Genomic DNA, 25,788 nt, shown 5'->3' on the forward strand with positions numbered 1-25,788 from the left:
CTCAGCCGAGTCGGTCGTAGCTGTCCCGCTGGGAGCGCCAGTAGAGGACGCCACCGACGACGATCGCCAGCACGAGCAGGCCGGCGACGCCGTACAGGACGTACCGGTTCCGCTGCTGGGTGCTGGAGGCCCGGTTCGCCTCGCGCTCGGCGCGCTCGGCGAGCGTGACGGCGTTGTCGAAGTTCTCGCCCTCGTAGGCGTTCACGGCGCTGTCGAACGTCTCCCGTGCGTTCGCCGGGGTGCCGGCCGACTCGATCGCCGCGGCGGCCGAGTCGAGCGCCTCGCGCGCCTCGCGGCTCTCCTCGGTGTAGTGGGTCGCGTTCCGCGCGGTGATCTCATCGGAGGTGCCGCCCTCGCGGACCTGGCGGAGTTCGAGGAGCCGGAACTCCTGCTGGTCCCCGTAGGTGAACGCCTCGATCGGCGGCACGGTGCCGGTGACGCGGACGTCGACCTGATCCGTGCCGTCATCGATCGAGACCGAGGAGCCGTTGAACGTCCCCCCGTCGTAGGACTGCTGGTTCACCTGGTTGCCCGCCTGGTCGTAGTAGGTGACCGTCCACGTGACGTTCTCCAGCCCGGTCGAGCCGGCGAGCTGCCAGCTGTCGTAGTCGCTGTACAGCTCGGTGAGCGTCAGGGTCGCCGTCACCTCGCTCCCGACCTCGCCAGTCTCGGGCACGTCCTCGTCGCCGACTGACACGGCGGCGGCTGGTGCGACGGCCGCGACCAGCAACGCGAGGACGACGAGGACCTGAACGAGCTCAGAACAGCGATTCGAGCTCGTCTTCGTCATCACTGACCAGGTTGTCCAGGTTGTCGTCGCTCTCCTGGCGGATCTCGTCGATGTTGTCCTGGGCCTCGATGGCGACCTGCTGGAGCTCCTTGATGCGCGGGACGTTCGTCACGCCCGACAGCAGGATGACCGACGCGACGAAGCCGGAGCCCGTGACGGGGTAGTCGCCGCCGCGGACCTCCATCGAGCCGGTCTGCTCCTCGAGCCACTTCCGGCCGCGCTCGATCCCCTTCCGGTTGAGGTGCTGGGGCGGCCCCGCCATGACGAGCAGGGCGCGCTCGGCGCCCTCGATCTCGCAGGGCAGGGTGAGCCGCCCGAGCGCCGCCTTCCGGACGAGCGACGTGATTCGGTTCGTCGTGTGGGCGGTGTCGAGACCGTCCGTGCCGCCGTCGTCGCCGGTGAGCCGCGAGAGCAGGCCGCCCGAGGACTGCTCTTCGACCTCCTCGCTGGCGTACCCCACCGTCGAGACGCCGCCGCCCGACAGCGTGTTGATGATCTCGCTGGAGTCGACGACGGATTCGGCGACCTCCTGGCCGGCCTCGACCTCGCCGGCACCGAAGAGGATGCCGAACCGCTTGACGATCTCCTCGTTGATCTCGTCGTAGCCGCCCGAGACCGACTCGCCGGTCTTGCGCCACGCGTCGTTGTCGAACACCATGAGGTTGTCCACCTCACGGACGAACGTCTGGAACGAGCGCGCCGCGTTGAGGGTGTAGATGCCACCCTCGTCCGAGCCCGGCAGGATGCCCAGCCCGTACACCGGTTCGGTGTAGATGCGCTTGAGGTGCTTTGCGAGCACGGGCGAACCGCCCGACCCGGTGCCGCCGCCCAGCCCGGCGACCACGAGGAACGCGTCGACCTCGTGGACCGGGATGGAGTCGATGGCCCCCTGCACCTCGTCGATGTCCTCCTCGGCGATTTCCGCGCCGAGTTCGTTGTCGGCGCCGACCCCGTGCCCCTTGACGCGCGACTGACCGATGAGCACGCGCTGGTCCTCCGGGATGTTCTCCAGTCCCATGAGGTCGGCTTTCGCCGTGTTGACTGCGACCGCGGCGCGAACGATGTCGCTCCCCGTCCGGCGGTCGTAGTCGACGAACGTATCGACGATCTTTCCCCCCGCCTGACCGAACCCGATGAGTGCGAGTTTCATGCGTCTCCCCTCCTCATTAGGCGAGAGACAGTTGTACCGCGGGTAAAAGGTTTGTGATGCGGGTATCGTTCTTGAGAGCCCTGACCCGCCCGACGGGGGCCTGAAACCGCACGACTGCGGCCGTGTGAGCTTACGACTCCGCCGCGGTCCGAGCGTCCGACGCCTGTCTGACGCGCCATGAGTACGATCCTTTAGGAGGCCCTTTCCGCATTAGTTACTTCCGTCATAACGGGTATCCTGTCGGGAACTATCGGTCACAAACTGGCTTCCGCTCGCGTTCGTCGGCGAGTTCGTCGCGGGGACCACGCCCATCGAGGCCGGTGGAGGCGACTCGAGCGGCGGTGAACTGCTTACGCGGGCGTCCCCGCCGGACTGGTCGCGTCGCGCCGGCCCGACAGGCCGAGGTAGTCGGCGAACGTGGTGAGATCCGCCTCCGTCCGGCCGAACGCGTCGAGGTCGTTGTCGGGCGTCGTGTGGTTCATCCGCAGCGAGCGGTACTGGTCGGGACCCAGTTTGAACCCGAGCGTCCCGAGGACCGTGAGCCCGACGCGGGCCAGCCCCATCGGGAGCCCGACGACCCTGACGGATTTGCCCTCGGACTCGTACACCATGTCAGCGATCTCCCGGAGCGTGAGCACGTCCGGCCCGCCGACGTGGTACAGCTCGCCCAGGTGCCGTTCCTCCTCGAGCGCGTCGGCGAGGATCGGCACCAGGTCCCCGACCCAGATTGGCTGGAACGGCGTCCGGCCGCCGCCCGGGAGCGGGTAGACCGGCAGGGCGGGAGCGAACAGCCGCTTCATCTCCTTCGTGAACGAGACGAACTCGCCGCCGTCGCCGAAGACGACCGAGGGGCGGAAGATGACGTGGGGCACGTCGCCGTCCCGGACCGCCTCCTCCGCGCGGCCCTTCGCCCGCAGGAAGTCCGTACTCCCCCCCGAGTCGGCACCGAGCCCGGACATCTGCAGGAAGCAGTCGACGTCGGCCCCCTCGGCCTCCCCGAGGAGGTTCTCCGTTCCCCGCCGGTGGACCCTGTCGTGCATCTCGTTGCCGCCCGCCGGCCTGAACAGCGGGGAGAGCGAAACGAGGTTCACCACCGCGTCCATGCCGTCGGCGGCGCCGTCGATGGAGTCGGCGTCGCTCACGTCGCCCGCGAGCGTCTCCACGCCGTCGGGCAGATCAGCCCCGCCGGGCGAGCGCGACATCGCCGTGACGTCGTGGCCGCGCTCGGACAGCTCCCGACAGAGGTACGTGCCGATGAAGCCCGTGCCACCCGCGATGAGGACCTTCATGCGTCCCGACGTTGACGCGGACGTGACATAACGTTGCGGGCCACCGATCCGCCCGCATCCGAGGAACTGCCACCCGGGAACCACGTCGCCCGACCGCCGGTCCGGCGGCCCTCCGAAACGGTTTTCCTCGGGCCGGGCGCACGGTCAGTATGCCGATAGAGGAAACGGGGTACGACCCGTCGCTGGGTCGCAAATTCATCTTCGTCACCGGCGGTGTCATGTCCGGGCTCGGGAAGGGCATCACGGCCGCGTCCACCGGTCGCCTGCTCGCCAACGCCGGGTTCGACGTGACGGCGGTGAAGATCGACCCCTACCTGAACGTCGACGCGGGGACGATGAACCCCTACCAGCACGGCGAGGTGTACGTGCTCAAGGACGGGGGCGAGGTCGATCTCGACCTCGGGAACTACGAGCGCTTCCTTGGGGTCGACATGACCTCCGATCACAACGTCACCACCGGGAAGACGTACCAGCACGTCATCGAGAAGGAACGGGCCGGCGACTACCTCGGGAAGACCGTCCAGGTCATCCCGCACATCACCGACGACATCAAGCGGCGCATCCGCGAGGCCGCCGAGGGGAGCGACGTCTGTCTCGTCGAGATCGGCGGCACCGTCGGCGACATCGAGGGGATGCCCTACCTCGAGGCGCTCCGCCAGTTCGCCCACGAGGAACCCGAGGACAACGTCCTCTTTACCCACGTCACGCTCGTCCCGTACTCCAAGAACGGCGAGCAGAAGACGAAGCCGACCCAGCACTCCGTGAAGGAACTGCGCAGCATCGGCCTCCAGCCCGACATCGTCGTCGGGCGCTGTGACGACAAGCTCGATCCCGAGACGAAGGAGAAGATCGCGCTGTTCGGCGACGTGCCGACCGAGGCCGTCTTCTCGAACCCCGACGTCGCGGACGTCTACCACGTCCCGCTCGTCGTCGAGGAGGAGGGGCTCGACGAGTACGTCATGGAGCGGCTCGACCTCGCGGACGAGGCGCTCCCCGAGGCCGAGCGCGAGAACACCTGGCGCGAACTCGTCACGCGCGAGCGCACCGGCGAGGTCGACATCGCCCTGGTCGGCAAGTACGACCTCGAGGACGCGTACATGTCCGTCCACGAGGCGCTGAAACACGCCGGCCTGGAGCGCGGCGTCGACGTGAACGTCCAGTGGGTGAACTCCGACGAGATGCTCGACCACCACGACGAGCGCCTCCGGGAGGCCGACGGCGTCGTCGTCCCCGGCGGCTTCGGCTCCCGTGGGACGGCGGGGAAGATCGAGGCGATCCGCTACGCACGCGAGCACGACGTCCCGTTCCTCGGCCTCTGTCTCGGCTTCCAGATGGCCGTCGTCGAGCACGCGCGGAACGTGCTCGGGCTCGAGGACTCCCACTCGGCCGAACTCGACCCCGACACCGCGCACCCGGTCATCGACCTGCTGCCCGAGCAGGCCGACGAGGAGGACATGGGCGGGACGATGCGGCTGGGCGCCCACGAGACGGCCATCGACCCGGGCTCGCTCGCCCACGAGGTGTACGGTGCCGACACCTGCACCGAGCGACACCGCCACCGCTACGAGGTGAACCCGGAGTACATCGAGGACCTCGAGGCCGGGGAACTCGCCTTCTCCGGGCGGGCCGGCCGCCGGATGGAGATCCTCGAACGGGCGGACCACCCGTACTTCCTCGGGACGCAGTTCCACCCCGAGTTCCGCTCGCGCCCGGACCGCGCCAGCCCCCCGTTCGTCGGCCTCCTCGACGCGGTACTGGAGCGGACCGACCCGCGCGAGCGTCCCGGCGGGGATCCGAGGGACCAGGAGGAGGTGACCCACTGATGGTCGACGCCGAGTCGTTCATCGAGGAGGCGACCGCCGAGATCGCCGAGGCGGTCGGCGAGTCGAACGCGGTCATCGCGCTCTCGGGCGGGGTGGACTCGTCGGTCGCGGCCGCGCTCGCCTACCGTGCCATCGGCGACCGGCTCACTCCGGTGTACGTCGACACCGGGCTGATGCGGAAGGGCGAGACCGAGTCCATCCGCGAGACGTTCGCGTTCATGGACTCGCTCCGGGTCGTCGAGGCGGGGGACCGCTTCCTCGACGCGCTGGCGGGCGTCACCGACCCCGAGGAGAAGCGCCACGTCATCGGCGAGGGGTTCATCCGCGAGTTCGAGCGCGAGGCGACGGAGGCCGACGCCGACTACCTCGTGCAGGGAACGATCTACCCCGACCGCATCGAGAGCGAGGGGAACATCAAGTCCCACCACAACGTCGGGGGGCTGCCGGACGTGGTCGACTTCGAGGGCATCGTCGAACCGGTCCGCGACCTGTACAAGGACGAGGTCCGGGAGGTCGCCCGCGCGCTCGACCTGGAGGAAGTCGTCTCCGAGCGCATGCCGTTCCCCGGCCCCGGCCTGGCGGTCCGCATCGTCGGCGAGGTGACCCGCGAGAAGGCCGCGGTGGCCCGCGAGGCGTGCCACGTCGTCGAGGAGGAGACGGAAGAACACGACCCCTGGCAGGCGTTCGCGGCCGTGCTCGGCAAGGCGACCGGCGTGAAGGGCGACAACCGCGTCCACGGCTGGGTGGTGGCGGTCCGGTCGGTCGAATCACGGGATGGGATGACCGCCCGGGCGCAGGAACTCCCGTGGGAGACGCTCCAGCGCATCCAGTCGCGGATCACGGGCGAGAACGAGAACGTCGCTCGGGTGGTGTACGACGTGACCCACAAGCCGCCCGCGACGATCGAGTACGAGTAGTTCTCTTCGTAGGGGACGGGTTTTTCCGTCGGTGCTTCGAACTTTTGGGGGGTTCTCGGCCTGTGGCGACTGGTTCGGAAGCCTCTGTGATTCTCCGTTCTCCAGGTGTCGCATTCGGTCCTGTCCCGGGTGTCGTGACGGCTACCTCGAAAGCCCCCGCCTGGCTACGCTCCCGCGGCACGCTCCGTGCTCCTCGCGCTCGCTTCGCTCGCGCTGTGGTGCTTGAGGCGCCGGGGTTCGCGTACCCAGCCGGCCCCTTTCAGTCCCACCCACCCCGACCGCCCCGCACCACAGCCTCCCCAGCCGATTCGCTCGTCGCTCCGCTCCTCGCTCATCCCTCGCGCGCGCCGACCGCACCGGTTGGACAGAGTCACGTGGCGCGCGGCGGTCGAGCGCTAGCGAGACCGCTCGTGCGAGGGACGAGCATCGCAGCGACCGAAGGGAGCGAGAAGCGCAGGAGGCTGGGGAGGATGAGGTGCTGTGCGGTTGCGGTGGGTGGGACTGAAAGGGGCCGCGGCGCTCGACGACGGCGCGGACCGTCAAGCACCGTGGTTCGAGAGAGCGGAGCTCTCTCGTCATCACGAAAATCTTCGATTTTCGAACGACTCCGCTCGCGTGAGCCTCGCACGAGCGGTCTCGCTAACGCTCGACCGCCGCGCGCCACGTGGCTCGTCCAGTCGAGTGCGGTCGGCGCGTGCAGGCGGGTCGCCGTGCTCGCGAGCGAACGTGGAACCGGGGACGAACTCACGCCGACCACGGAACGAGAGGGCATTTTACAACCACACGCCGGCAACCCCAGGGTATGACAGCCGATCGCACGAGCGCCGGGTTCAAGCGGCGAACCCGTCTCGCCGAGGCGCGAACGACCCTTCTCGAGGCCGTCCAGCGCCACGGGCGAACCGAGCAGGTTCCCCTCACGGAGGCCGACGGCCGCGCGGTCGCCGGGACCGTGAGCGCGCCGCGGGCCGTCCCGGCCTACGACCGGGCCGCGATGGACGGCTGGGCGGTGCGAGCAGAGGACACCTTCGGCGCGTCGGGGCGCTCGCCGGCGGTGCTCCGGGCGAGCGACGGCGCGGCCGTCCCGAACGGGGCCGTGCGCGTCCAGACCGGCGAGGAACTGCCCGACGGCGCGGACGCCGTCGTCGCGGTCGAGGGGACCGAGGAACTCGGCACCGAAGTCGAGGTGTTCGACGCCGTCGCGGCCGGCGAGAACGTCGGCGAGACGGGCGAGGACGTCACGGCGGGCCAGCCTCTCCACGAGCCGCCCCGTCGCCTCCGGCCCTCGGACCTCGGCCTGCTGAAATCCGTCGGCCTCGACACGGTCGAGGTGTTCGAGCGGCCGCGCGTGTCCGTCGTCCCGACCGGAGAGGAGCTCGTGCAGGCCGATCCTCGGCCCGGCGAGACGATCGAGACGAACGGGCTGACCGTCTCCCGGCTGGCCGAGCGCTGGGGGGCCGACGCCACGTACCGGGAGGTCGTCACCGACGACGAGGACGCGCTGGCGGCGGCGGTCGAGCGCGACCTCGCTCACGACGTGGTCGTCACCACCGGCGGCTCCTCGGTGGGCGAGCGCGACCTCGTCCCGGACGTCGTCGCGGACCTCGGCGAGGTGCTGGTCCACGGGGTCGCGGTCAAGCCCGGGCATCCGGTCGCGCTCGGCGTCGTCGAGGACACGCCGGTCGTGATGCTCCCCGGCTACCCGGTGTCCTGTCTCGTCACCGCCGTCCAGTTGCTCCGCCCGGTGTTGAAGCGCGTCGGCGGTCTCCCCGCCGGCCCGTCCCCGACACGTCGGGCGACCCTGACCGGGAAGGTCGCCTCGGAGCCCGGGATCCGGACGTTCGCACGGGTGACTCTCTCGGACCGCTCGGACCGCTCGGACCGCTCCGACCCACCGGGCGGTGACGGTCCCGCGCTCGCGGCCGACCCGGTCAGGGCCTCGGGGGCCGGCGTCCTCTCGTCGGTCGCGCTGGCCGACGGTTGGGTCGTCGTGCCCGAGTCGCGGGAGGGTGTCGACGCCGGCGACGCGGTCGACGTCGAACTGTGGGAGGTGGACGAATGAGCGACGAGCGCGACGACGGCGGGAACGACCGCCACGACGGCGACGGTCACGATCACGGCGCGGTCGACGCCGGCGACCACGGCGACCACGGCGACCACGGCGACCACGGCGACCACGGCGACCACGGCCCGGACCGGAAGGAGTTCCGCGACCTGGCCACGCCGGAAGCGGCCCACGAGGCGATCGCCTCGCTGGACCTCGCGTCGGACCCTGAATCCGTCCCGCTCGCCGAGGCACGGGGGCGGGTGCTCGCCGAGCGCGTCGACGCCGACCTCGACGTCCCGGGGTTCGACCGGGCGTCGATGGACGGCTACGCGGTCCGAGCGCGGGACACGTTCGGGGCCGACGAGGCCGACCCCGCGCGACTCGAACTCGCGGGCGTGGTCCACGCCGGCGCGGAACCCGAGGTGACAGTCGAGTCCGGGACGTGTGCGGAGATCTCCACGGGCGCGGTGATGCCCGACGGGGCGGACGCGGTGGTGATGGTCGAGCGGACGAGCCAGTCCGGGGACACGATCGAGATCCGGACCGCGGTCACGCCGGGCGAGCACGTCATGTTCGCGGGCGCGGACGTCGCCGCCGGCGCGCGGGCGCTCGGCCCCGGCACGGAGTTGACGCCACGCGAGGTCGGCCTGCTCTCGGCGCTCGGACGCGACGAGGTCACGGTTCGCGGAAAACCGACGGTCGGGGTCGTCTCCACCGGCGACGAACTGGTCCGGCCGGGCGGGGAGCTCCACAGCGAGCGCGGGCAGATCTACGACGTGAACAGCTACACCGTCGCCGCGGGGATCGAGGAGGCCGGCGGCGAACCGCGCCTCTACCCCCACGCCGGCGACGACTACGAGGAGATGGAGCGCCTGCTCGTCGAGGCCAGCGAGGAATGTGATCTCGTGCTCTCCTCCGGGTCGACGTCGGCCTCGGCGGTCGACGTCGTCTACCGCGTCATCGAGGCGCGCGGCGACCTGCTGCTCCACGGCGTCGCGGTCAAGCCGGGCAAGCCGATGCTCGTCGGGCGCGTCGGGGAGTCGGCGTACGTCGGCCTCCCGGGCTACCCCGTCTCGGCGCTCACCATCTTCCGGACGTTCGTCGCGCCGGCCATCCGCGAGGCGGCAGGGAAGCCGGAGCCCCGGACCGCGACCGTCGCGGGGACGATGGCCGTTCGGGAGCGCTACGCGGAGGGCAGGATGCGGCTCATGCCCGTGGGACTGGTCGAGCGCGGGCCGGCAGGCCCGGACGGCGGCGGCGACGCCGCCGGAGCCGGGAACGTTCTCGTCTACCCAGTCGACAAGGGCTCGGGCGCGACGACGAGCCTCGTCGAGGCCGACGGCGTCGTGGTCGTCGACCCGGACACGGAGTATCTCGCCGAGGGCGAGGCGGTCGAGGTGCAACTGTTCTCGCCGGACGTGCGCCCGCCGACCGCCTTCGGCGTCGGCGAGGACGACCCGGCGCTCTCGCGCCTGCTCGACCGGCTGGACCGGCCGCGCTACCTCCCGGCCGGGAGCCGCGGCGGGCTCCGCAGACTCCGGGACGGCGTCCCGGACTTCGCCGTCGCGGCCGGGCCGATCGAGCGGGACCCCGACGCGGTCGACCTCGGCGGCTGGACCCGCGAGTGGGGACTGGTCGTCCCCGCGGGCAACCCGGACGACGTGACGGGGATCGGCGACCTCGCGGACCGCGAACTCCGGTTCGTCAACCGCGACGCGAACTCCGGGCTCCGGACGAGCCTCGGGAACGCGGTCGCCGACCTGGCGGCCGAGCGCGGCGTGGACCGACACGAACTCGTCGAGGCCATCGACGGCTTCGACCGCTCGGTCCGGGCCCACGAGTCGCCCGCCCGGCGCGTGTTCGGGGGCGATGCGGACGCGGGCCCGGGCCTGCGCGCGACCGCGGAGAAACTCGGTGCCGGATTCGTCTCGCTCGGCGAGCAGGACGTCCGCGTGCTCGCCAACCCGGGCCGCGTGGAGAAGCCCGGCGTCATCGAGCTCCGCGAGGTCCTCCGTGACTTCGACGACGTGCTGGAGGGACTGGCCGGCTATGGGGGCGAGTAATCCGCCGTGCGGTGGCGCGGCGGCCGCGCCCCGTGCGCGGCCGAACCGCGCGAGGGATGAGCACCGCACGCGAGCGAAGCGAGCGAGGAGCGCAATCGGCTGGGGAGGCCGTGGTGTGGTGCGGTTTCAGGTGAGCTAGCAGCAGCTAGGTTCGTCCGCTTCACAGCCCACCGAACGACGGGAAACACGGGCCGAGAACACGGCACCCGACGAAGAACGAGAACCCGCAGTCTACGGCGTCGGAGCGGCCTTCTGGAGCGCCGTCTCGGCGATGTTTCCGCCGTAGTCGGCCGAGCGGGACACCGAGTCGACGATGAGTCCGAGCAGCTGTGCCCGTGCCGGCTCCTGGTCGCGGAGCAGCGCGTCGATGCTCCGGGCGCGCTCGTCGATGTCGAGCACCGAGGCGCGCGCCTCGTTGGCGAGGTCGGTCGCCTCGCGGTTCTCGTCGGCAAACAGCGCGTCCATCGCCAGATCGACGACCTGGCGGGCGTCCGCCTCGATCTCCTCGATGGCCTCGATGACCTCCGCCGGGACCTCCGCGTCGCCGTCCTCCTCCAGTAGCTGGAGCGTCAGGTGGGCGATCTTCGTCGCGTGGTCGCCGACGCGCTCAAGCTGGCGGGCGCTCGCGTGGTAGTCGAAGCAGGTCTCCCGACCGACCCCGAGCTCCTCGGCCGCCTTCGGGGTGCGGAGCGTCGCGCGGAAGATGCGCGAGACGACCTTGTGGAGCCGGTCCACGTCGTCGTCGCGCTGGACGACGTCCTTGGCCATGTCCGCGTCGCCCTCCGCGAGCGCGGCGACCGCGTCCTCCAGCATCGAGAGCGCGATGAGCCGCATCCGGGTGACGGCGTTGTGGATCGAGAGCTCCGAGGAGTCGAGCAGGTCGCGGATGACGACGCGCTCGCGGGTCTCCTCCAGCACCTCGAGGCCGACCAGGCTCTGGGTGCAGTCGCGGATCGTCCGTCGCTGGTCGTTGCTGATGCGCGAGGTCTCCAGCGAGATGATGTCGAACCCGGAGACGTACATCGTCATGACCGCGCGCGTCAGTTCGTCGTCCTCCAGGTCGCCGATGTCGAGCGAGCCCTCGGCCCGCTCCTCCTCGCTTCTGGGCGTCAGAAACAGCGAGTCGTCCTCGGGGTAGAACTCGACGGTGCTGCCCGCGCTCACGCCGTTCTCGGTCGCCCAGTCCTTGGGAATCGACACGGTGTACGTGGACCCGCCCGTCACCTGCACCTTCCTGGTCTCGACCATATCCTCGATAGTCGGCGGGTACAGCATAAACGTATCGGAGTTCTATATATTGTCCACTCCGACTATGGGTAACCGTCAGGTCGGCGTCCGAACGCGGCGCCTCGCCGACTCGTCGTCGAACGGCTTCAGGTCGGTCCTCTCGTGCTTCGGCCGTGGATGGACGATGTGGGCCTCAGCGTGGACACTCCCCGATTCGATCGGCCGAGGCGTCTCCGTGTCACTTGTCCTCTCCCCTGCAATATATAGATGTCATAGTAGGGTATTTATGTAAAACTCGGCTTCGTTCGGACGATGCCCGATACAGACGGTCGTGGCGGCCTCTCCCGGCGACACGTGCTCGCGGCGGCGGGGGCTGCCGGGGCGGTCGGGATCGCTGGGTGTACCGCCGAAGCGAACCCGGACGACTCGTTCGGGCCGGGCGCGTCCGCCGGGGCCGGCGACGGCGGCCTCGTCGGGAACGTCTCGATCGCCGGCTCCTCGACGGTGTTCCCGATCGCCGCCGCGGTGGCCGAGGAGTTCCAGCGCGAACACCCGGGCGTGGACATCACCGTCCAGTCGACCGGCTCGGGCGGCGGCTTCGCGAACTTCTTCTGTCCGGGGAAGACCGACTTCAACAACGCCTCCCGGCCGATGGCCGAGGAGGAGAAACGGCAGTGTACCGAAAACGGCGTCGACTGGCACGAGGTCCGCGTCGCCACCGACGCCTTGACCGTCGTCGTCAACAACGAGGCCGACTTCGTCGACCACCTCACCGTCGAGGAGCTCCGGCGGATCTGGAAGCCGGACCCGGTCGAGTCGTGGGCGGAGGTCCGCGACGGTTTCCCGGACGAGACCATCGAGCGCTTCGGCGCCGCCGAGACGTCCGGCACGTTCGATTACTTCACCGAGACCATCGTCGGCGAGGCGGGCTCGCACACGCAGGACTACCAGGCGACCGAGGACGACAACCAGATCGTCACCGGCGTCGCGGGCAGCCAGTACGCGATCGGCTACTTCGGGTTCGCGTTCTACCAGGGCAACTCGGACACGGTGAAGGCGCTCGGCATCGACGACGGCGACGGGCCAGTCGAGCCGTCGCTCGAAACCGCACAGAGCGGCGAGTACGCCCCGCTCTCGCGGCCGCTGTTCACCTACCCCGCGCGCGACTCCATGACCGAGGAGCACGTCGCCGAGTTCGCGCGCTACTACGTCGAACAGAGCGCGAACCGCGAACTCATCGCCGAGAGCATCGGCTACGTCCCGAACACGGACGAACAGATGCGGGAACAGCTCGACCAGCTCGACCAGTTCATCCAGCAGGCCTGACCATGTACGACCGACCGTCCAGGAGTAGGCGTCGACGTCGTAGCGCCCGCAAGACAACACCGCGCGTGCCGGCCGACCGGGCCGGCCCGACCCCCAGTCCATGAGCACCGAACCGACGGACATCACGGGCGCCGCCGGAACGCGCTCGCTGCGCGAACTCGCCGTCCATCTCGCGTTCCTCTGCTGTGCCGTCGTCTCCGTGCTCACCACGGTCGGGATCGTCGGCGCGCTGCTGATCGACGCCGTCGGCTTCTTCTCGAACTACCCGCTCGGCAGCTTCCTCACGGGGACGAACTGGAGTCCCGGGATCACCCCCATCTCGTTCGGGGTGCTCCCGCTCGTGTTCGGCACGCTCGTCGTGACGATCACGTCGGCCGCGGTCGCGCTGCCGATCGGCGTCCTCACCGCGATCTACCTCAGCGAGTACGCGAGCGAGCGGGTCCGGAGCTACCTCAAACCCGCCCTCGAGATCCTCGCCGGCGTGCCGACGATCGTGTACGGGATCCTCGCACTCGTCTACCTGACGCCGTTCCTCCGATCGACGCTGTTCCCGAACATCTCGACGTTCAACGTGCTCTCGGCGTCGCTGATGGTCGGCATCATGATCGTCCCGATGGTCGCCTCGATCAGCGAGGACGCGATGAACGCGGTGCCGGACTCGCTCCGGCAGGCCGGCTACGGGCTCGGCGCGACGAAGTTCGAGGTCTCGACCGGCATCGTCGTCCCCGCCGCCGTCTCGGGCATCGTCTCCTCGTTCATCCTCGCGCTCTCGCGCGCGATCGGCGAGACGATGATCGTCGTGGTCGCCAGCGGGTCGAACGCCCGGCTCCCCGCGGTCAGATACGACCAGCTCCTCGGCCTCTCGATCCCGTACGTCCACCCCGCGGACGTGTTCCTCGAACCGGCACAGCCGATGACCTCCGCGATGGTCCAGCTCGCCAGCTCAGACATCATTGGCGGATCGCTCGCGTACGACGCGCTGTTCGCCATCGGCATCACGCTGTTCGTCATCACGCTCGCGATGAACGTCGTCAGTGAACTCGTCGTCCGGCGCTACCGGGAGGAGTACCAATGACTGCCGACTCGACGGCGACGGTCGACTCGACCGCGGCCGGCGACACGGACTTCGGCGAGGTGAGCCGCCTGAAGGGGGTCGCGTTCGAGTACCTCACGCTGGGCGCCTCGCTCGTCGGCATTGTCGCGCTCGCGGTGTTGCTCGGCTACGTCGCCGCCGACGCGATCGGCGTCGGCGCGGCAGACCCGGCGTGGTTCCCCGTCGTTCTCCTCGCGCTCGCCGCCCCGACGCTCGGGTTCCTGTGGTACGCGGCCCGGACGCCGGACGTCCTCGACGTGATCGAGGGACTCTCCGTCAGGGTCGTCGGCGGCCTCGAACTCGCGGTCGCGCTCGTCGTCCTGTTCGTCGTCACCGACGTCCAGTTCCTGTTCCTGCTCTACACGGTCGGGGTCCTCCCCGCCGCGGGGCTGTACCTCTACGGCCGCGCCACGGACGACTCCCGCGTCGACTTCCCGGTGCCCCTGGCCGTCCTCGCCGTCGGCCTGCTCGCCGGCTACCTGCTGAAGGGGCCGATCGACACGTACCCGCTCGACTCGCTCATCGGGCTCTGGATGCTGGGCGTCCCCGTCGCGGCCTCCCTCGGGGCGCGCTGGCGGGCGCGGGCCGGCACCGCCGTCGGCCTGGTCGTCGGCGTCGGCGTGCTCGCGGGCGCGGCCGCCGCGGGGTACGGGCTCGCCGCCGCGTCCGGGCTCGGTCCGGAGGTCGGCGTCGTGCTCGCGCTCACGCCCGGCGCGTTCCTGCTCTCGTACGCAGGGGAGGTCGCGCTGGACGAGCCGGTCGGTCGGCGGGGGCTGCTGTTCCCGGTCGCCGTGCTCGTCGGCCTGCTCGCGGGACGGCTCCTCGTCTCGGCGCTCGGACTCGCCGGGCCGGAGCCGTGGATCGACTGGGGCTTTCTCACCAGCGCGCCCTCGCGGTTCGCGGAACAGGCGGGGCTCTACCCCGCGATCATCGGCTCGGTGTTCATCATCTCGCTCGTCGCGATGTTCTCGTTCGTCTTCGGGGTCGGCTGTGCGGTGTACCTCGAGGAGTACGCGCCCGAGTCGGGCTACGGCGGGATGGTCACGAACGTCGTGCAGGTGAACATCTCGAACCTGGCGGGGGTCCCATCGGTGGTGTACGGGCTGCTCGGGCTCGGCATCTTCGTGAACCTCGTCGGGCTCGGGTTCGGCATCGTCCTCGTCGCGGCGATGACGCTGTCGCTGCTCATCCTGCCGATCGTCATCATCTCCGCACAGGAGGCGATCCGGTCGGTGCCCGACTCCCAGCGACAGGCCGCCTACGGCATGGGCGCGACGCGGTGGCAGACGGTGAAGTCGGTCGTCATCCCCGAGGCGCTCCCGGGCATCCTAACGGGCTCGATCCTGGCGCTCGGCCGCGCCATCGGGGAGACGGCGCCGCTCATCATCATTGGGCTGCCGACGACGATCTTCGCCGCGCCGACGGGGCTCTTCCAGAAGGGCGCGGCGATGCCGATGCAGATCTACGGCTGGGCGTTCCTCCCGGAGGAGGCGTTCCGGGAGGGCGTGCTCGCGGCCGGCGTGGTGACCCTGATGGTCGTGCTGCTCTCGATCAACTCGGTCGCCATCTACGTGCGGAACAACTATCAGCGGGGTTCCTAGACCATGAACGACGACATGACGACTTCCGAGACGGGATCGGACGAGCAACTGATCGAGACCGACCCGGGGATGGGCGGGCTCAGCGAGCAGGAGGGGTCCGCGCCGGACGCGGCGTCGACGGTCATCGAGAGCCGAAACCTGAGCGTCTGGTACGACGACGATCAGGCGCTCCGGGACGTCTCGATGGAGATTCCCGAAAAGCAGGTGACGGCGATGATCGGCCCGTCCGGCTGTGGGAAGTCGACGTACCTGCGCTGTATCAACCGGATGAACGATCTCATCGACGCCGCGCGCGTCGAGGGCGACCTGCTGTTCGACGGGAAGAACGTCTACGACGACGACGTCGACCCGGTCGCGCTGCGGCGCCGCATCGGGATGGTGTTCCAGCAGCCGAACCCGTTCCCCAAGAGCATCTACGACAACGTCGCCTACGGCCTGCGGGTCCAGGACAGGACCGAGAACCTCGACGAGCAGGTCGAGCAGGCGCTCAGGCGGTCGGCGCTCTGGGACGAGGTGAAAGACCAGCTCGACGGCTCCGGGCTCGACCTCTCGGGCGGCCAGCAACAGCGGCTCTGTATCGCCCGCGCCATCGCGGCCGACCCCGAGGTCATCCTCATGGACGAGCCCGCGAGCGCGCTCGACCCGGTGGCGACCTCGAAGATCGAGGACCTCATCGACGACCTGAGCGAGCAGTACACGGTCGTCATCGTCACCCACAACATGCAGCAGGCGGCCCGCATCTCGGACAAGACCGCCGTGTTCCTCACCGGTGGGGAACTCGTGGAGTTCGACGACACGAACGAGATCTTCGAGAACCCCGAGTCCGAGCGCGTCGAGGACTACATCACCGGCAAGTTCGGCTGAACGTCGGCCGCTTCCGCTGCTCGGAGCCCAGTCCCCCGACCACGTCAACGCCCCCTTCTCGGACTGGATCAGCCACCGTCAGCCGTGCCGTTCTCGGTCGCGGTCGCCGGTTCGTCGGTCGGCTCCGTCGCCGTCATCGTCGCCCCGTCGTCCGCCTCCACGCTCCGTGCGGCCACGTCGATGCCCTCGTCGTCGACCGCCAGGACCACCGGTCCGACGGGCGGACAGTCCGGTAGTTCGTAGTGGGCCCATACCCCGCCCGACTCGATCCGGACGACGTGCTCGCCTGCCGGCGGGACCACAGCGCGGAACGCGCGTATCGCCCCCGGTTCGACGTTCGTCCGGCGGGTGAACGCGGTCCGGCCGTCCGCTCGGACGATCACCTCGGCCGCCCAGTCGGTCACGGTCCGGTTCTCGACCCGGAGGCTCCGGAACAGCGTGTCACAGACGAACCGCGGGGGGTCGACGAGCAGCGGGAGCGGGCCGTCGGCCCGCGGGTGCCACGTCGCGGACGCGTCCCGCCCCCCGACGGTCGCGGCGACCTCGACTTCGTCGGCCGGCACCGTCACTGGGAGCCGCACGCGGGACCGCGGCGGGACGTCGAGCGTGACGCCGCCGAACCCGTCGCCGTTCGAGAACGCGACCCGCGCCGGGGTCACCTCGCCGGGGTTGTCGAGGACGAGCGGGAACCACGTATCAGCCGGCCCATCTCGGATGACGCCGGTGTCGCCGGTGAGCAGGCGGGTCGAGGCGTCGATGTCGAACGCCTCGCGGACCGAGACGTCGTCCCCGAATCCGATCCGGAGGGCGCTGCCACGTCTGCCGGGCTCCCACTCGAACGCCCGGGCGTGGCCGGCTGACGTGGTGACGGCGGCCTCGTAGCTTCGGTCGGCGGGCAGGACGTCGAACCGGTGGGCCGTCATCGCCGGGGCGAGCCGTGGATCCGCCCGCAGGACCGTCTCCCCGTCGCTCACGACCTCCAGTTGCGTCTCCAGCGCATGGTGGGTGTCGTTCGCCAGCAGGACGGTCCGTGAGCCGCCCGTCGGCGGTGCCGACGCCGTCGGCTCCGCGGTCGGACTCGGGGTCGGGGCGGGCGTCCCCCGGAGGTCGGGGGCGACGGTCCGCGCTCCCCCGGAGCCGTCGCTACAGCCGGCCACCCCCGCCAGCGCGGCCGCGAGGAACGAGCGCCTGTCCATGCCGGTGGCTCGCCCGCCCGGCACAAAGAACCAGCACGTGAGTCCGGCGCGACCCCGACGGACGTGCCCCGACGCGGTCGGTACGGGCTCCCGAGCGCTACTGTGAGTGTGGTACCCGAACCGGACGGTCTGAGGGTAACGCTTACCCGCCACCCAACGGGAGTGGCACGTATGCCCCGAAAGCAGTACCAGGAACGGCTCGCGGAGCTCCGCGAGGACGTGCTCTACATGAGCGAACTGGTCGCCGAGCGCCTCCGGATGGGCATGGACGCGCTCGAACAGAAGGACGAGGCGCTCGCCCAGGAGGTCATCGAGAAGGACGCCGAGGTGAACCAGCTCTACCTCGAACTCGAACAGGACTGCGTGGACCTGCTGGCGCTCCAGCAGCCCGTCGCGGGCGACCTGCGCTTCATCGCGGCGTCGTTCAAGATCATCACGGACCTGGAGCGCATCGGCGACCTGGCGACGAACCTCGGGGGGTACACCCTCGAGGCCCACCGGGACGTGTTCCCGGACGTCGACGTCCAGCGCATCGGCGAGGCGACCCTCGACATGCTCGAGGACGCGATGGACGCCTTCGCCGACGAGGACGCGGCCGCCTGCTACGAGGTGTCCGACGCGGACGACACCGTCGACGAGATGTGCGAGGTGGCCAGTTCCGCGGTCGTGCGTGACCTCATCGAGCGCGAGGGCGTCGACTCCGAGGAGGACGTCGAGGACGTCATGGCGGACGTCTCGCGGCTCCTGTTGACGATCCGGGACCTCGAACGTGTCGGCGACCACGCGGTCAACATCGCGGCGCGGACGCTCTACATGCTAGAGAACGACGACGAACTCATCTACTGACGAACCGCTTCGCACGAACCCCTTTTGCGGGGGTCCTGACCTGAACCTCTTTTGCGGGGGGCATGTCCTCGCGCGTCGGCTTCGCCGACGCGCTGCGGCCAGATCCCCCGCAAAACCCGTTCATGCCAAAACGCCGCGAGCGAGGGAGCGAAGCGACCGCTGCTCGCGGCACGGACGCTGGTGCAAACCGCATCCGGCTGTTCGGCTACGTTGGCCCCTGAATCTCATCCTGTTTGACGCGTTCAGTTGGTCTGTCACGTCCTCCGAACGACCAGAGCGAGCAGTGTAGTTCGAGGTCGAACCTCCTCGAAACCCGCCACTGGCGGGTTCTGAGTATCGGAGGTGTTTTGTAGCGACGGGCGGGAGTACTGGTAGGCGGCACGGTCAGACGGCACCTTTCAGCCCACATGGCTTCCATGTGTGGTCACATCGCCGACTGACCTACCCCGTCTCTCTACTACTCACGAGCGGCTGCTACGGCGGTCCAGGAAACACCTGACTGGGCCGATAGTACGCTACTGCACTCAACGGTCGTTTTCATCGAACTGTACCGAGTCGAGACGTACGACGACATCGATCCGATCGGCGAGGTTGCGACTCTCGGTGCAGGCGGTAACCACCAGCGTCCGTACCGCGAGCGAGGGAGGCGCGGCGAAGCCGCGCCGACCGTGGCTCGCGGCCTTTTGGCAGTACGGGAAATCGAAGATTTCCCGTCAGCAGTGGGATTCCACAGGAATCCCACAGCATGAACGGGTTTTGCGGGGGTTCGACGAACGCGGGCCGGCTCTGCCGGCCCGCGAGAGGAGGACCCCCGCAAAAGAGGTTCAGGTCAGGACCCCCGCAAAAGAGGTTCTATTGGAACCCGATCCGCCCGCCCTGGTCCCTGCGGAGCGAGTCCGTCCCGCCGCCCTTGAACTGCTCCTCGATGCCCTCGTAGTAGCTGAGGATGTCCTCGGAGATGGTCGGCCGGACGTTCTCCATCGCCTGCCGGAAGTGTCGCATGCCGACCTCCTCGGCGTCGTCGTCCTCGCGGAGCGCCTCGATGGCGGACTCGCGGGCGATCGATTCGAGGTCGGAGCCGACGTAGCCGTCGGTGATCTCGGCGAGTTCGCGGAGGCTCACGTCGGCGGCCAGCGGCGTGTCGTCGGTGTGGATCTTGAGGATCTGCTCGCGCCCCTCCTCGTCGGGCTGGCCGATCATCACGAGGCGGTCGAACCGGCCCGAGCGGATGAGCGCCGGGTCGATCATGTCCGGGCGGTTCGTCGCGCCGATGACCATCACGTCACCCATCTCCTCCAGCCCGTCGAGTTCGGTCAGGAGCTGGTTCACGACGCGCTCGGAGACGTTGTTGCCCATCTCCTGCCCCCGACTCGGTGCGAGGCTGTCCAGTTCGTCGAAGAAGATGATCGTCGGCGACACCTGGCGGGCCTTCCGGAACGTCTGCCGGATCGCCTTCTCGGACTCGCCGACCCACTTCGAGAGGAGCTGTGGCCCCCTGACGGAGATGAAGTTCGCGTTCGTCTCGTTGGCGACGGCCTTCGCCATCAGCGTCTTGCCCGTGCCGGGCGGGCCGTACAGCAGGACGCCCTTGGGCGCCTCGACGCCCATGCGCTGGAACTTCTCGGGGTCCGAGAGCGGCCACTCCACGGCCTCTTTCACCTTCTGCTTGGGGTCCTCCAGCCCGCCGACGTCGTCCCAGGTGATCTTCGGGAGTTCGACGAGCACCTCGCGCATCGCGGACGGCTCGACGTCCGCGAGCGCGCCGTGGAAGTCGTCCCGCTTGACGATCATCCGGTCGATGAGGCTCGGCGGGATGTCCTCCTCGTCGAGGTCGATCTCGGGGAGGTACCGGCGGAGCGCCTTCATCGCCGCCTCCTTCGTCAGGCTCTCGATGTCGGCGCCGACGAAGCCGTGCGTCTCGTCCGCCAGCCGGTCGAGGTCCACGTCGTCCGAGAGCGGCATCCCGCGGGTGTGGATCTGGAGCACCTCCTTCCGGCCCGACTCGTCGGGCACGCCGATCTCGATCTCCCGGTCGAACCGACCCGGGCGTCGGAGCGCCGGGTCGACCGAGTCGACGCGGTTCGTCGCCGCGATGACGATGACCTGGCCGCGCGTCTCCAGCCCGTCCATCATCGTCAACAGCTGTGCGACGACGCGCCGCTCGACCTCGCCGGTGACGTCCTCCCGCTTGGGCGCGATGGAGTCGAGTTCGTCGATGAAGATGATGGCAGGCGACTCCTCCTTCGCGTCCTCGAAGATCTCCCGGAGCTGCTGTTCGGACTCGCCGTAGTACTTCGAGATGATCTCGGGGCCGGCGATGGAGAAGAACGAGGCGCTCGTCTCGTTGGCGACCGCCTTCGCCAGCAGCGTCTTCCCGGTGCCGGGCGGGCCGTGGAGCAGCACGCCCTGTGGCGGCTCGATGCCGAGCTTCTGGAAGATCTGCGGGTGCTTCATCGGGAGTTCGACCATCTCCCGGACCCGCTGGATCTCGCCCTGGAGGCCGCCGATGTCCTCGTAGGTGATCCCGCCGCCGGTCTTCTCGAACCCGGAGATGGGCTCCTCGCGGAGTTCGACCTCGGTGTCCTCTGTGATGAGGACGACGTCCTCGGGTTCGGTGTCGACCGCGATGAGGGGGATCGCCTGGCCCGGCGAGCGCATGAACGGGTGGTTCGTGCTCGACATCACCGGCACGATGTCGCGCTCGACGACGGGACGCTTGAGGATCTGGCGTTTCACCATCCCCGCCGCGTCGGAGCCGAACTGGACCGACGCCTCCTCGGGCGGCGCGAGCGTGAGGCTCTCGGCCTTCTGGGCCTCCGCCTTGCGAATCGTCACCCGTTCGCCGATGCCGACGTCGGCGTTCTGGCGTGTGAAGCCGTCGATGCGGACCGTGTCCGTGTTCCAGTCCTGCCGGTCGGCACGCCACACCTTCGCCGCGGTGGTCTCGGCACCCTCGATCTCGATGATGTCGCCGGGGGAGAGCTTCAGGTGGAGCAGCGTGTCGGGGTCGAGACGCGCGATGCCGCGCCCCGAGTCGTTCGGGTAAGCCTTCGCAACTTCGAGTTGGACTTCGTTCATGAGTTGGGGGACGGGGTGTTCGTGTGGGCAGTTACCGGCGCGTTCGCGGTTAAGTGCTTTGCTACCGCCGCTCGCCGTCCGTTCTCGCCGATCCGTGCCACTATGTAACACGGTAGGTGGCGGGGCTTGAAAACACCACCGGGTGGCCGATGACGGGCGGCAGACGCCGGACGGACGGCCCTGGACGGACGACCCCGGACGGAGGTGGGCCACCCGGTCTCCGAACACGGCGGCGGCGGCGCGACGGGGAACGGCCGCAGGCGGTACCGCCTTTACCCCCGCACCCCGAGGTGGAGGTATGCGAACGCTCGCTCTCGACGGCCGGATGGGTGCCGCCGGCGACATGCTGCTCGGCGCGCTCGTCGCGGCCGGCGCCGACCCGTCCGTCCTCGACCCGGTCGAGGACCACCTGCCGATCACGTACGAGTTCGAGACGGTCGACGAGTGCGGCATCTCCGCGACGCGTGCCCGCGTCGTTCACGACGACGCGGGCGGCGATGCGGACCACGGTGACGGGCACGAGCACGACCACGGCCGTGACGACGACGGGGGCCACTCGCACACGCATTCTCACGGCGCGGATCACGACCACGAGGAGCACCAGCACGACCACGGCGCCGACTGCCCGCGCGGCCACGACCACGCCCACGAGCACGGCGCGGAGGGGCACGGCCCGCAGCGAACGTACGCGGAGGTCGTGGCGTTCGTCGAGGGGATGGGCCTCCCGGAGGCCGTCGAGGCCGACGCGCTGGCGACGTTCGAGATCCTCGGCGAGGCCGAATCGTCGGTCCACGACCAGCCGCTGGGGGACACCCACTTCCACGAGGTCGGCGCGGACGACGCCATCGCGGACGTCGTCGGCTGCTGTCTCCTGCTCGCGGACCTGGGGCCCGAGCGCATCGTGACGACGCCGCTGTCCACGGGCGACGGCGAGGTCGAGTTCAGCCATGGCGTCTACCCGGTCCCGGTTCCGGCGGTCGTCGAGATCGCCGAGCGGGCGGACTGGTCGCTCCGCGGCGGTCCCGTCGACGCCGAACTGCTGACGCCGACCGGCGCGGCGATCCTCGCGCAGTTCGCCGACGGCGTCGACCGCCTCCCCTCGCTCCGCGTCGCGGGTTCGGGCTACGGCGCGGGCGGCTACGACTTCCCCGACCGGCCGAACGTCCTCCGGGCCATCGTGGGCGAGGCCCGGTCGGGCGACGGCACCGCGGCCGACGAGGCTGCCGAGGGCGACGCGTCGGGGCTCGTTCACGACGACGTCGCGGTGCTGGAGACGAACCTCGACGACGCGACGCCGGAGGTGCTCGGGGGGCTCCACGAGGCGCTCGCCGAGGCCGGCGCGCGCGACGTGTCGGTCCTGCCGGCGACGATGAAGAAGTCGCGGCCGGGCCACCTCGTGAAGGTCGTCTGCAAGCCCGACGACGCGGAGGCGGTCGCGCGCCGCCTCGCCGAGGAGACCGGGACGCTCGGGGTGCGGGAGGGCGGCGCGAGCCACCGCTGGATCGCCGAGCGCTCGTTCGAGACGGTCGCACTCGACGTCGACGGATCGACCCACGAGGTGTCGATCAAGGTGGCCGCCGACGCCTCCGGCACCGTGTACGACGTGAGCGCCGAGTACGACGACGCCGCGGCGGTCGCGCGCGAGACCGGCCTGTCGACCCGCGAGGTGATTCGCCGTGCCGAAGCGGCCCGCGGGGAGGACTGAGCCGGCCGACTCGAGGAACGGGCGAGGGGAATGAGCGACCGATACGAATGTCCGAACTGCGGCCGACGGTTCGCCCGCGAGGAGGCGACGCGGTCCGAGACGATGGGCGGCCTCGACCCCGCGACGTGGCAGACCCTGAACTGTCCAGCCTGCGGCGCACGGGTGAAGACGGTGTTCGTCGGCGACGAGTAGTCCCCTCGGCCCGGAGTACCGCGGAGCTCGTGGTTCAGACGGCGAGGCTCGGGGCCACTCCGTCCGCCGTTCGGCGAGCGCTACTCCTCCCGCTGTTCGGCCAGTGCCTCCGCCATCGTCAGGTCGCCGAGCGCGACCCGCCTGGCGAGCGCCTCGCCGATGGTCACCGCGCCATCCGAGCGCTCGCGCGACTCGTTTTTCACCCGCTGGATCTCTCCGGGCGTGGGATCGAGGTCGCGCGTCTCGATCCGCTCGCCCTCGCGTCGGGCGATGTTCACCGCCGCGAGCACGTCGGCCAGCCCCTTGCCCGTCGCGCCCGCGCCGAGCGACGGGGTCGTCCCGGTCTCGTCGACGAGTTCGACGGTCACGCCCTCCAGGTCGTTGACGACGCGGGCGCCCTGGAGGCGGGCGCCGTCGCCGACCCTGACCAGCGCGTCCGGTTCGTCGGCGACCGCCTCCCTGATGGCCTCGACCGCGTCGGCGACCGGGAGGTGATGGACCGCCACGACGGTGTCGCCCGAGAGGACGGCGACGCCCGGACGTTCGCCAGGGTCGACGCCGATCACGAGCCGCTCGTCGCCGCCGCGGAGGGTGCCCAGCGCGGTCGCTACACCCTCGTCGGCGTCCGACGCGGTGGTGGTGACGTGTGCGACTTCGTCGTCCTCGACCGGGACCGGGTCGTCGACCGCGGAGATGACGACCGCGGCGCGGTCGGGGAGGTCGCCGCCGGGTTCCCGCGTGGTGAACGTCGCTCCGCGGTCCCGCAGTTCGCCGACGACGGCGTGATAGAGCGCGAAGTCCTCGGTGGCGACGACGATCACGAGCGGGAGTACGTCGCCTGAGGTGCTTTACCGTGTCGGCGACGCGGTCGGTCCGGGGCCGGGTTCACCCGGACGACCGCCCGGCGAGGTCGCGCGGTCCGGGAGGTTCTTATCGGATGCCGCCCGACCCACGGCCGTGCCCGACCCGCTCACCACCGGCTCAGACGCCCTCGACGACCTGCTCGGCGGGGGGATCGAACGGGGCGTCGTCACACAGCTCTACGGCCCGCCGGCGGCCGGGAAGACGAACGTCGCGCTGACCGCGGCGGCCGAGGCGGCCATCGCGGGCGAGACGGTGCTGTACGTCGACACCGAGGACCTCTCGATGGAGCGCTTCCGACAGATCGTCGAGGCGCGCACCGACGAGGCGGTCGAGGAGGTCGCCGCCCGCCTCATCGTCACCGAGGCGCTCTCGTTCGAGGACCAGGCCGAGGCGGTCCGGGACGTCGACGGGTTCGCCGAGGACGCGGATCTGGTCGTCCTCGACTCGGCGACCGGCTTCTATCGGCTGGAACGGGGCGAGGACCAGCAGGGGGGCGACTCGCTGCGGGCGGTGGCGAAACAGGTCACCCACCTGCTCTCGCTGGCCCGCAAGCACGACCTCGGCGTGCTCATCACGAACCAGGTGTTCACCGACCCGGACGCCGACCGGGTCCGGCCGCTCGGGGGCAACACGCTCGAACACTGGACGGGCGTCGTCGTTCGGCTCGACCGGTACCGCGGCGGCAACCGTCGCGCGACCCTCGAGAAGCACCGGTCCCAGCCCGCCGGCGAGACCGCGCGGTTCCGCATCACGGGTGCCGGCATCGAGGATGGGGAGGCGCGCTGAGCCCCCCGTTCCCGCGGAGTTCCCGTTTCCGGACGCGAGGAGTCCGGAGACGGGAGTCGAGCGATTCAAGTAGTCGCCGGCGGTTTGTCCGGGCATGAAAGACCAGAGCGGTCGCGAGAAGCGCAAGCGGACCGGCGGTCGACGCCGCACGTTCCGGAACAAGAAGCGCCACCAGCTCGGCCGCGAGCCGGCCGAGACGACCGTGGGCGAGCCCCGCTTCCAGGTCGTCGCCTCCCGCGGCACCGGCGAGAAGGTCCGCGCGCTCTCGACCAACGTCGCGCAGGTGACCGACGACGGCGAGACGACCGAGGCCGACATCGAGGACGTCGTCGAGAACCCCGCGAACGTCAACTACGTCCGCCGGAACATCATCACGAAGGGCGCGGTCATCGAGACGAGCGCCGGTACCGCCCGCGTCACCTCCCGTCCGGGCCAGTCCGGGCAGGTCAACGCGGTCGTCGTCGACGAGTAACGCCCTCGCGTTCTTCGGTTTCCTCGGCGCCGAGCGACCGCGCCGGCCGGTCAGCCGTTCCTTCTCGCCCGCCACTCCGACGGTCAGCCGCTGCCCGGAAGCGGGCAGAGGCTCGCGGTGACGGCTGCGACCTCGTCGGTGTCGTTTCGCGCGCCGTGGACGTCGCCCCGCTCGTGGAGGACGACCCCCGGCGCGTCGATCGCCTCCGCCACGTCGTCCCGCAATACCGTTACCGTCCCCCGGACGACGTGGAAGACGTTCGTGCTGTCGGCGTGCTCGTGGGGGTCGAGTTCGGCACCGGGGCCGAGCGCGAACAGCTTCACGAGCACGTCGTCGGTCACGACCAGTTCCGCGGAGTCGACGGTGCCGTCGTCGGGGTCGAGGTCGGCGAGGGCCTCGGCAAGTCGGTCCATGCGGAGCCGTTCGCTCCGTGAAGTAAAAGCGTGTGTGGGTGCCCGTGGC

The 25,788-nt window shown here is 70.1% G+C and carries 21 protein-coding genes; 13 read left to right on the forward strand and 8 right to left on the reverse strand.

The window, feature by feature from the left end:
• Window position 1: 1 nt before the first annotated feature.
• The 3 genes from RJT50_RS04725 to RJT50_RS04735 all read right to left on the reverse strand — a co-directional run bounded on the left by RJT50_RS04725 (window position 2) and on the right by RJT50_RS04735 (window position 3,229).
• Complete coding sequence (locus RJT50_RS04725; protein WP_313694552.1) at window positions 2–790, reverse strand: hypothetical protein; 789 nt, start codon at window positions 788–790, stop codon at window positions 2–4.
• Entirely contained in the window at window positions 759–1,940 is a 1,182-nt protein-coding gene (locus RJT50_RS04730) for a tubulin/FtsZ family protein (RefSeq protein WP_313694554.1), read from the reverse strand. The genes RJT50_RS04725 and RJT50_RS04730 overlap by 32 nt, the downstream gene beginning before the upstream one ends.
• 350 nt (window positions 1,941–2,290) lie before the next feature.
• Complete coding sequence (locus RJT50_RS04735) at window positions 2,291–3,229, reverse strand: complex I NDUFA9 subunit family protein (protein WP_313694556.1); 939 nt, start codon at window positions 3,227–3,229, stop codon at window positions 2,291–2,293.
• A gap of 149 nt (window positions 3,230–3,378) precedes the next feature.
• Between RJT50_RS04735 and pyrG the strand changes: the two genes are divergently transcribed.
• The 4 genes from pyrG to RJT50_RS04755 all read left to right on the forward strand — a co-directional run bounded on the left by pyrG (window position 3,379) and on the right by RJT50_RS04755 (window position 10,076).
• On the forward strand, window positions 3,379–5,052 hold the full coding sequence (gene pyrG, locus RJT50_RS04740) for a CTP synthase (RefSeq protein ID WP_313694558.1): 1,674 nt from the start codon (window positions 3,379–3,381) through the stop codon (window positions 5,050–5,052).
• Window positions 5,052–5,969 (forward strand): glutamine-hydrolyzing GMP synthase, encoded by a 918-nt coding sequence (gene guaA, locus RJT50_RS04745; protein ID WP_313694560.1) that lies wholly within the window; start codon window positions 5,052–5,054, stop codon window positions 5,967–5,969. The genes pyrG and guaA overlap by 1 nt, the downstream gene beginning before the upstream one ends.
• An 802-nt stretch (window positions 5,970–6,771) precedes the next feature.
• Window positions 6,772–8,028: a molybdopterin molybdotransferase MoeA gene (locus RJT50_RS04750; RefSeq protein ID WP_313694561.1), complete on the forward strand. Its 1,257-nt coding sequence runs from the start codon at window positions 6,772–6,774 to the stop codon at window positions 8,026–8,028.
• Window positions 8,025–10,076 (forward strand): molybdopterin biosynthesis protein, encoded by a 2,052-nt coding sequence (locus RJT50_RS04755; RefSeq protein WP_313694563.1) that lies wholly within the window; start codon window positions 8,025–8,027, stop codon window positions 10,074–10,076. Before RJT50_RS04750 ends, RJT50_RS04755 begins: the two co-directional genes overlap by 4 nt.
• Before the next feature lie 231 nt (window positions 10,077–10,307).
• On the opposite strand, the gene RJT50_RS04760 is transcribed toward RJT50_RS04755, so the two are convergent.
• The gene (locus RJT50_RS04760) at window positions 10,308–11,324 is read right to left on the reverse strand and encodes a PhoU domain-containing protein (RefSeq protein ID WP_313694565.1); all 1,017 of its coding nucleotides are present in this window, start codon (window positions 11,322–11,324) and stop codon (window positions 10,308–10,310) included.
• 291 nt (window positions 11,325–11,615) lie between these two features.
• Here RJT50_RS04760 and RJT50_RS04765 point away from each other — a divergent pair, with 291 nt between their 5' ends.
• The 4 genes from RJT50_RS04765 to pstB all read left to right on the forward strand — a co-directional run bounded on the left by RJT50_RS04765 (window position 11,616) and on the right by pstB (window position 16,187).
• Window positions 11,616–12,629, forward strand: coding sequence for a PstS family phosphate ABC transporter substrate-binding protein (locus RJT50_RS04765; RefSeq protein WP_313694568.1), 1,014 nt, complete (start codon window positions 11,616–11,618; stop codon window positions 12,627–12,629).
• Between the two features lie 100 nt (window positions 12,630–12,729).
• Window positions 12,730–13,704: a phosphate ABC transporter permease subunit PstC gene (pstC, locus tag RJT50_RS04770; protein WP_313694570.1), complete on the forward strand. Its 975-nt coding sequence runs from the start codon at window positions 12,730–12,732 to the stop codon at window positions 13,702–13,704.
• Window positions 13,701–15,323, forward strand: a complete 1,623-nt coding sequence (gene pstA, locus RJT50_RS04775; RefSeq protein WP_313694572.1) for a phosphate ABC transporter permease PstA — start codon at window positions 13,701–13,703, stop codon at window positions 15,321–15,323. Before pstC ends, pstA begins: the two co-directional genes overlap by 4 nt.
• Before the next feature lie 69 nt (window positions 15,324–15,392).
• A complete protein-coding gene (gene pstB, locus RJT50_RS04780; RefSeq protein ID WP_313695926.1) occupies window positions 15,393–16,187 on the forward strand; it encodes a phosphate ABC transporter ATP-binding protein PstB in 795 nt (264 codons plus the stop codon).
• Between the two features lie 68 nt (window positions 16,188–16,255).
• Here the strand turns inward: pstB and RJT50_RS04785 are convergent, their stop codons facing one another.
• Entirely contained in the window at window positions 16,256–17,383 is a 1,128-nt protein-coding gene (locus RJT50_RS04785) for an Ig-like domain-containing protein (RefSeq protein ID WP_313694575.1), read from the reverse strand.
• Window positions 17,384–17,554: 171 nt separating this feature from the next.
• On the opposite strand from RJT50_RS04785, the gene phoU reads away from it, so the two are divergent.
• A complete protein-coding gene (gene phoU, locus RJT50_RS04790; protein WP_313694577.1) occupies window positions 17,555–18,229 on the forward strand; it encodes a phosphate signaling complex protein PhoU in 675 nt (224 codons plus the stop codon).
• An 852-nt stretch (window positions 18,230–19,081) separates the two neighbouring features.
• Here phoU and RJT50_RS04795 read toward each other — a convergent pair.
• The gene (locus tag RJT50_RS04795) at window positions 19,082–21,307 is read right to left on the reverse strand and encodes a CDC48 family AAA ATPase (RefSeq protein ID WP_313694579.1); all 2,226 of its coding nucleotides are present in this window, start codon (window positions 21,305–21,307) and stop codon (window positions 19,082–19,084) included.
• Window positions 21,308–21,605: 298 nt separating this feature from the next.
• Between RJT50_RS04795 and larC the strand changes: the two genes are divergently transcribed.
• Together larC and RJT50_RS04805 are read left to right on the forward strand one after the other, a co-directional pair.
• Window positions 21,606–23,012, forward strand: a complete 1,407-nt coding sequence (gene larC / locus RJT50_RS04800; protein WP_313694581.1) for a nickel pincer cofactor biosynthesis protein LarC — start codon at window positions 21,606–21,608, stop codon at window positions 23,010–23,012.
• Window positions 23,013–23,042: 30 nt separating this feature from the next.
• A complete protein-coding gene (locus tag RJT50_RS04805; RefSeq protein ID WP_313694583.1) occupies window positions 23,043–23,204 on the forward strand; it encodes a hypothetical protein in 162 nt (53 codons plus the stop codon).
• Window positions 23,205–23,284: 80 nt separating this feature from the next.
• Here RJT50_RS04805 and RJT50_RS04810 read toward each other — a convergent pair whose 3' ends face one another.
• Window positions 23,285–24,025, reverse strand: a complete 741-nt coding sequence (locus RJT50_RS04810) for a RuvC family protein (RefSeq protein ID WP_313694586.1) — start codon at window positions 24,023–24,025, stop codon at window positions 23,285–23,287.
• A 136-nt stretch (window positions 24,026–24,161) separates the two neighbouring features.
• Here RJT50_RS04810 and radB point away from each other — a divergent pair, with 136 nt between their 5' ends.
• Together radB and RJT50_RS04820 are read left to right on the forward strand one after the other, a co-directional pair.
• Window positions 24,162–24,854: a DNA repair and recombination protein RadB gene (gene radB, locus RJT50_RS04815; protein WP_313694589.1), complete on the forward strand. Its 693-nt coding sequence runs from the start codon at window positions 24,162–24,164 to the stop codon at window positions 24,852–24,854.
• Between the two features lie 94 nt (window positions 24,855–24,948).
• Entirely contained in the window at window positions 24,949–25,326 is a 378-nt protein-coding gene (locus RJT50_RS04820) for a 30S ribosomal protein S8e (RefSeq protein WP_313694591.1), read from the forward strand.
• Window positions 25,327–25,409: 83 nt separating this feature from the next.
• Here RJT50_RS04820 and RJT50_RS04825 read toward each other — a convergent pair whose 3' ends face one another.
• Window positions 25,410–25,739: a cupin domain-containing protein gene (locus RJT50_RS04825; RefSeq protein ID WP_313694592.1), complete on the reverse strand. Its 330-nt coding sequence runs from the start codon at window positions 25,737–25,739 to the stop codon at window positions 25,410–25,412.
• Window positions 25,740–25,788 lie beyond the last annotated feature (49 nt).

Origin of the sequence: Halobaculum sp. XH14, from assembly GCF_032116555.1 — an archaeon.
GTDB classification, from domain to species: Archaea; Halobacteriota; Halobacteria; order Halobacteriales; family Haloferacaceae; genus Halorarum; species Halorarum halobium.

Excerpts from the sequence above, each read along its gene's own strand:
- RJT50_RS04755 (WP_313694563.1), top strand. The coding sequence starts at position 8,025 with ATGAGCGACGAGCGCGACGACGGCGGGAACGACCGCCACGACGGCGAC.
- RJT50_RS04805 (WP_313694583.1), top strand. The coding sequence starts at position 23,043 with ATGAGCGACCGATACGAATGTCCGAACTGCGGCCGACGGTTCGCCCGC.
- RJT50_RS04760 (WP_313694565.1), bottom strand. The coding sequence starts at position 11,324 with ATGGTCGAGACCAGGAAGGTGCAGGTGACGGGCGGGTCCACGTACACC.
- pstB (WP_313695926.1), top strand. The coding sequence starts at position 15,393 with ATGGGCGGGCTCAGCGAGCAGGAGGGGTCCGCGCCGGACGCGGCGTCG.
- RJT50_RS04750 (WP_313694561.1), top strand. The coding sequence starts at position 6,772 with ATGACAGCCGATCGCACGAGCGCCGGGTTCAAGCGGCGAACCCGTCTC.
- larC (WP_313694581.1), top strand. The coding sequence starts at position 21,606 with ATGCGAACGCTCGCTCTCGACGGCCGGATGGGTGCCGCCGGCGACATG.
- RJT50_RS04730 (WP_313694554.1), bottom strand. The coding sequence starts at position 1,940 with ATGAAACTCGCACTCATCGGGTTCGGTCAGGCGGGGGGAAAGATCGTC.
- pstC (WP_313694570.1), top strand. The coding sequence starts at position 12,730 with ATGAGCACCGAACCGACGGACATCACGGGCGCCGCCGGAACGCGCTCG.
- RJT50_RS04725 (WP_313694552.1), bottom strand. The coding sequence starts at position 790 with ATGACGAAGACGAGCTCGAATCGCTGTTCTGAGCTCGTTCAGGTCCTC.
- RJT50_RS04820 (WP_313694591.1), top strand. The coding sequence starts at position 24,949 with ATGAAAGACCAGAGCGGTCGCGAGAAGCGCAAGCGGACCGGCGGTCGA.
- phoU (WP_313694577.1), top strand. The coding sequence starts at position 17,555 with ATGCCCCGAAAGCAGTACCAGGAACGGCTCGCGGAGCTCCGCGAGGAC.
- guaA (WP_313694560.1), top strand. The coding sequence starts at position 5,052 with ATGGTCGACGCCGAGTCGTTCATCGAGGAGGCGACCGCCGAGATCGCC.
- pyrG (WP_313694558.1), top strand. The coding sequence starts at position 3,379 with ATGCCGATAGAGGAAACGGGGTACGACCCGTCGCTGGGTCGCAAATTC.
- pstA (WP_313694572.1), top strand. The coding sequence starts at position 13,701 with ATGACTGCCGACTCGACGGCGACGGTCGACTCGACCGCGGCCGGCGAC.
- RJT50_RS04785 (WP_313694575.1), bottom strand. The coding sequence starts at position 17,383 with ATGGACAGGCGCTCGTTCCTCGCGGCCGCGCTGGCGGGGGTGGCCGGC.
- RJT50_RS04825 (WP_313694592.1), bottom strand. The coding sequence starts at position 25,739 with ATGGACCGACTTGCCGAGGCCCTCGCCGACCTCGACCCCGACGACGGC.
- RJT50_RS04765 (WP_313694568.1), top strand. The coding sequence starts at position 11,616 with ATGCCCGATACAGACGGTCGTGGCGGCCTCTCCCGGCGACACGTGCTC.
- RJT50_RS04795 (WP_313694579.1), bottom strand. The coding sequence starts at position 21,307 with ATGAACGAAGTCCAACTCGAAGTTGCGAAGGCTTACCCGAACGACTCG.
- RJT50_RS04735 (WP_313694556.1), bottom strand. The coding sequence starts at position 3,229 with ATGAAGGTCCTCATCGCGGGTGGCACGGGCTTCATCGGCACGTACCTC.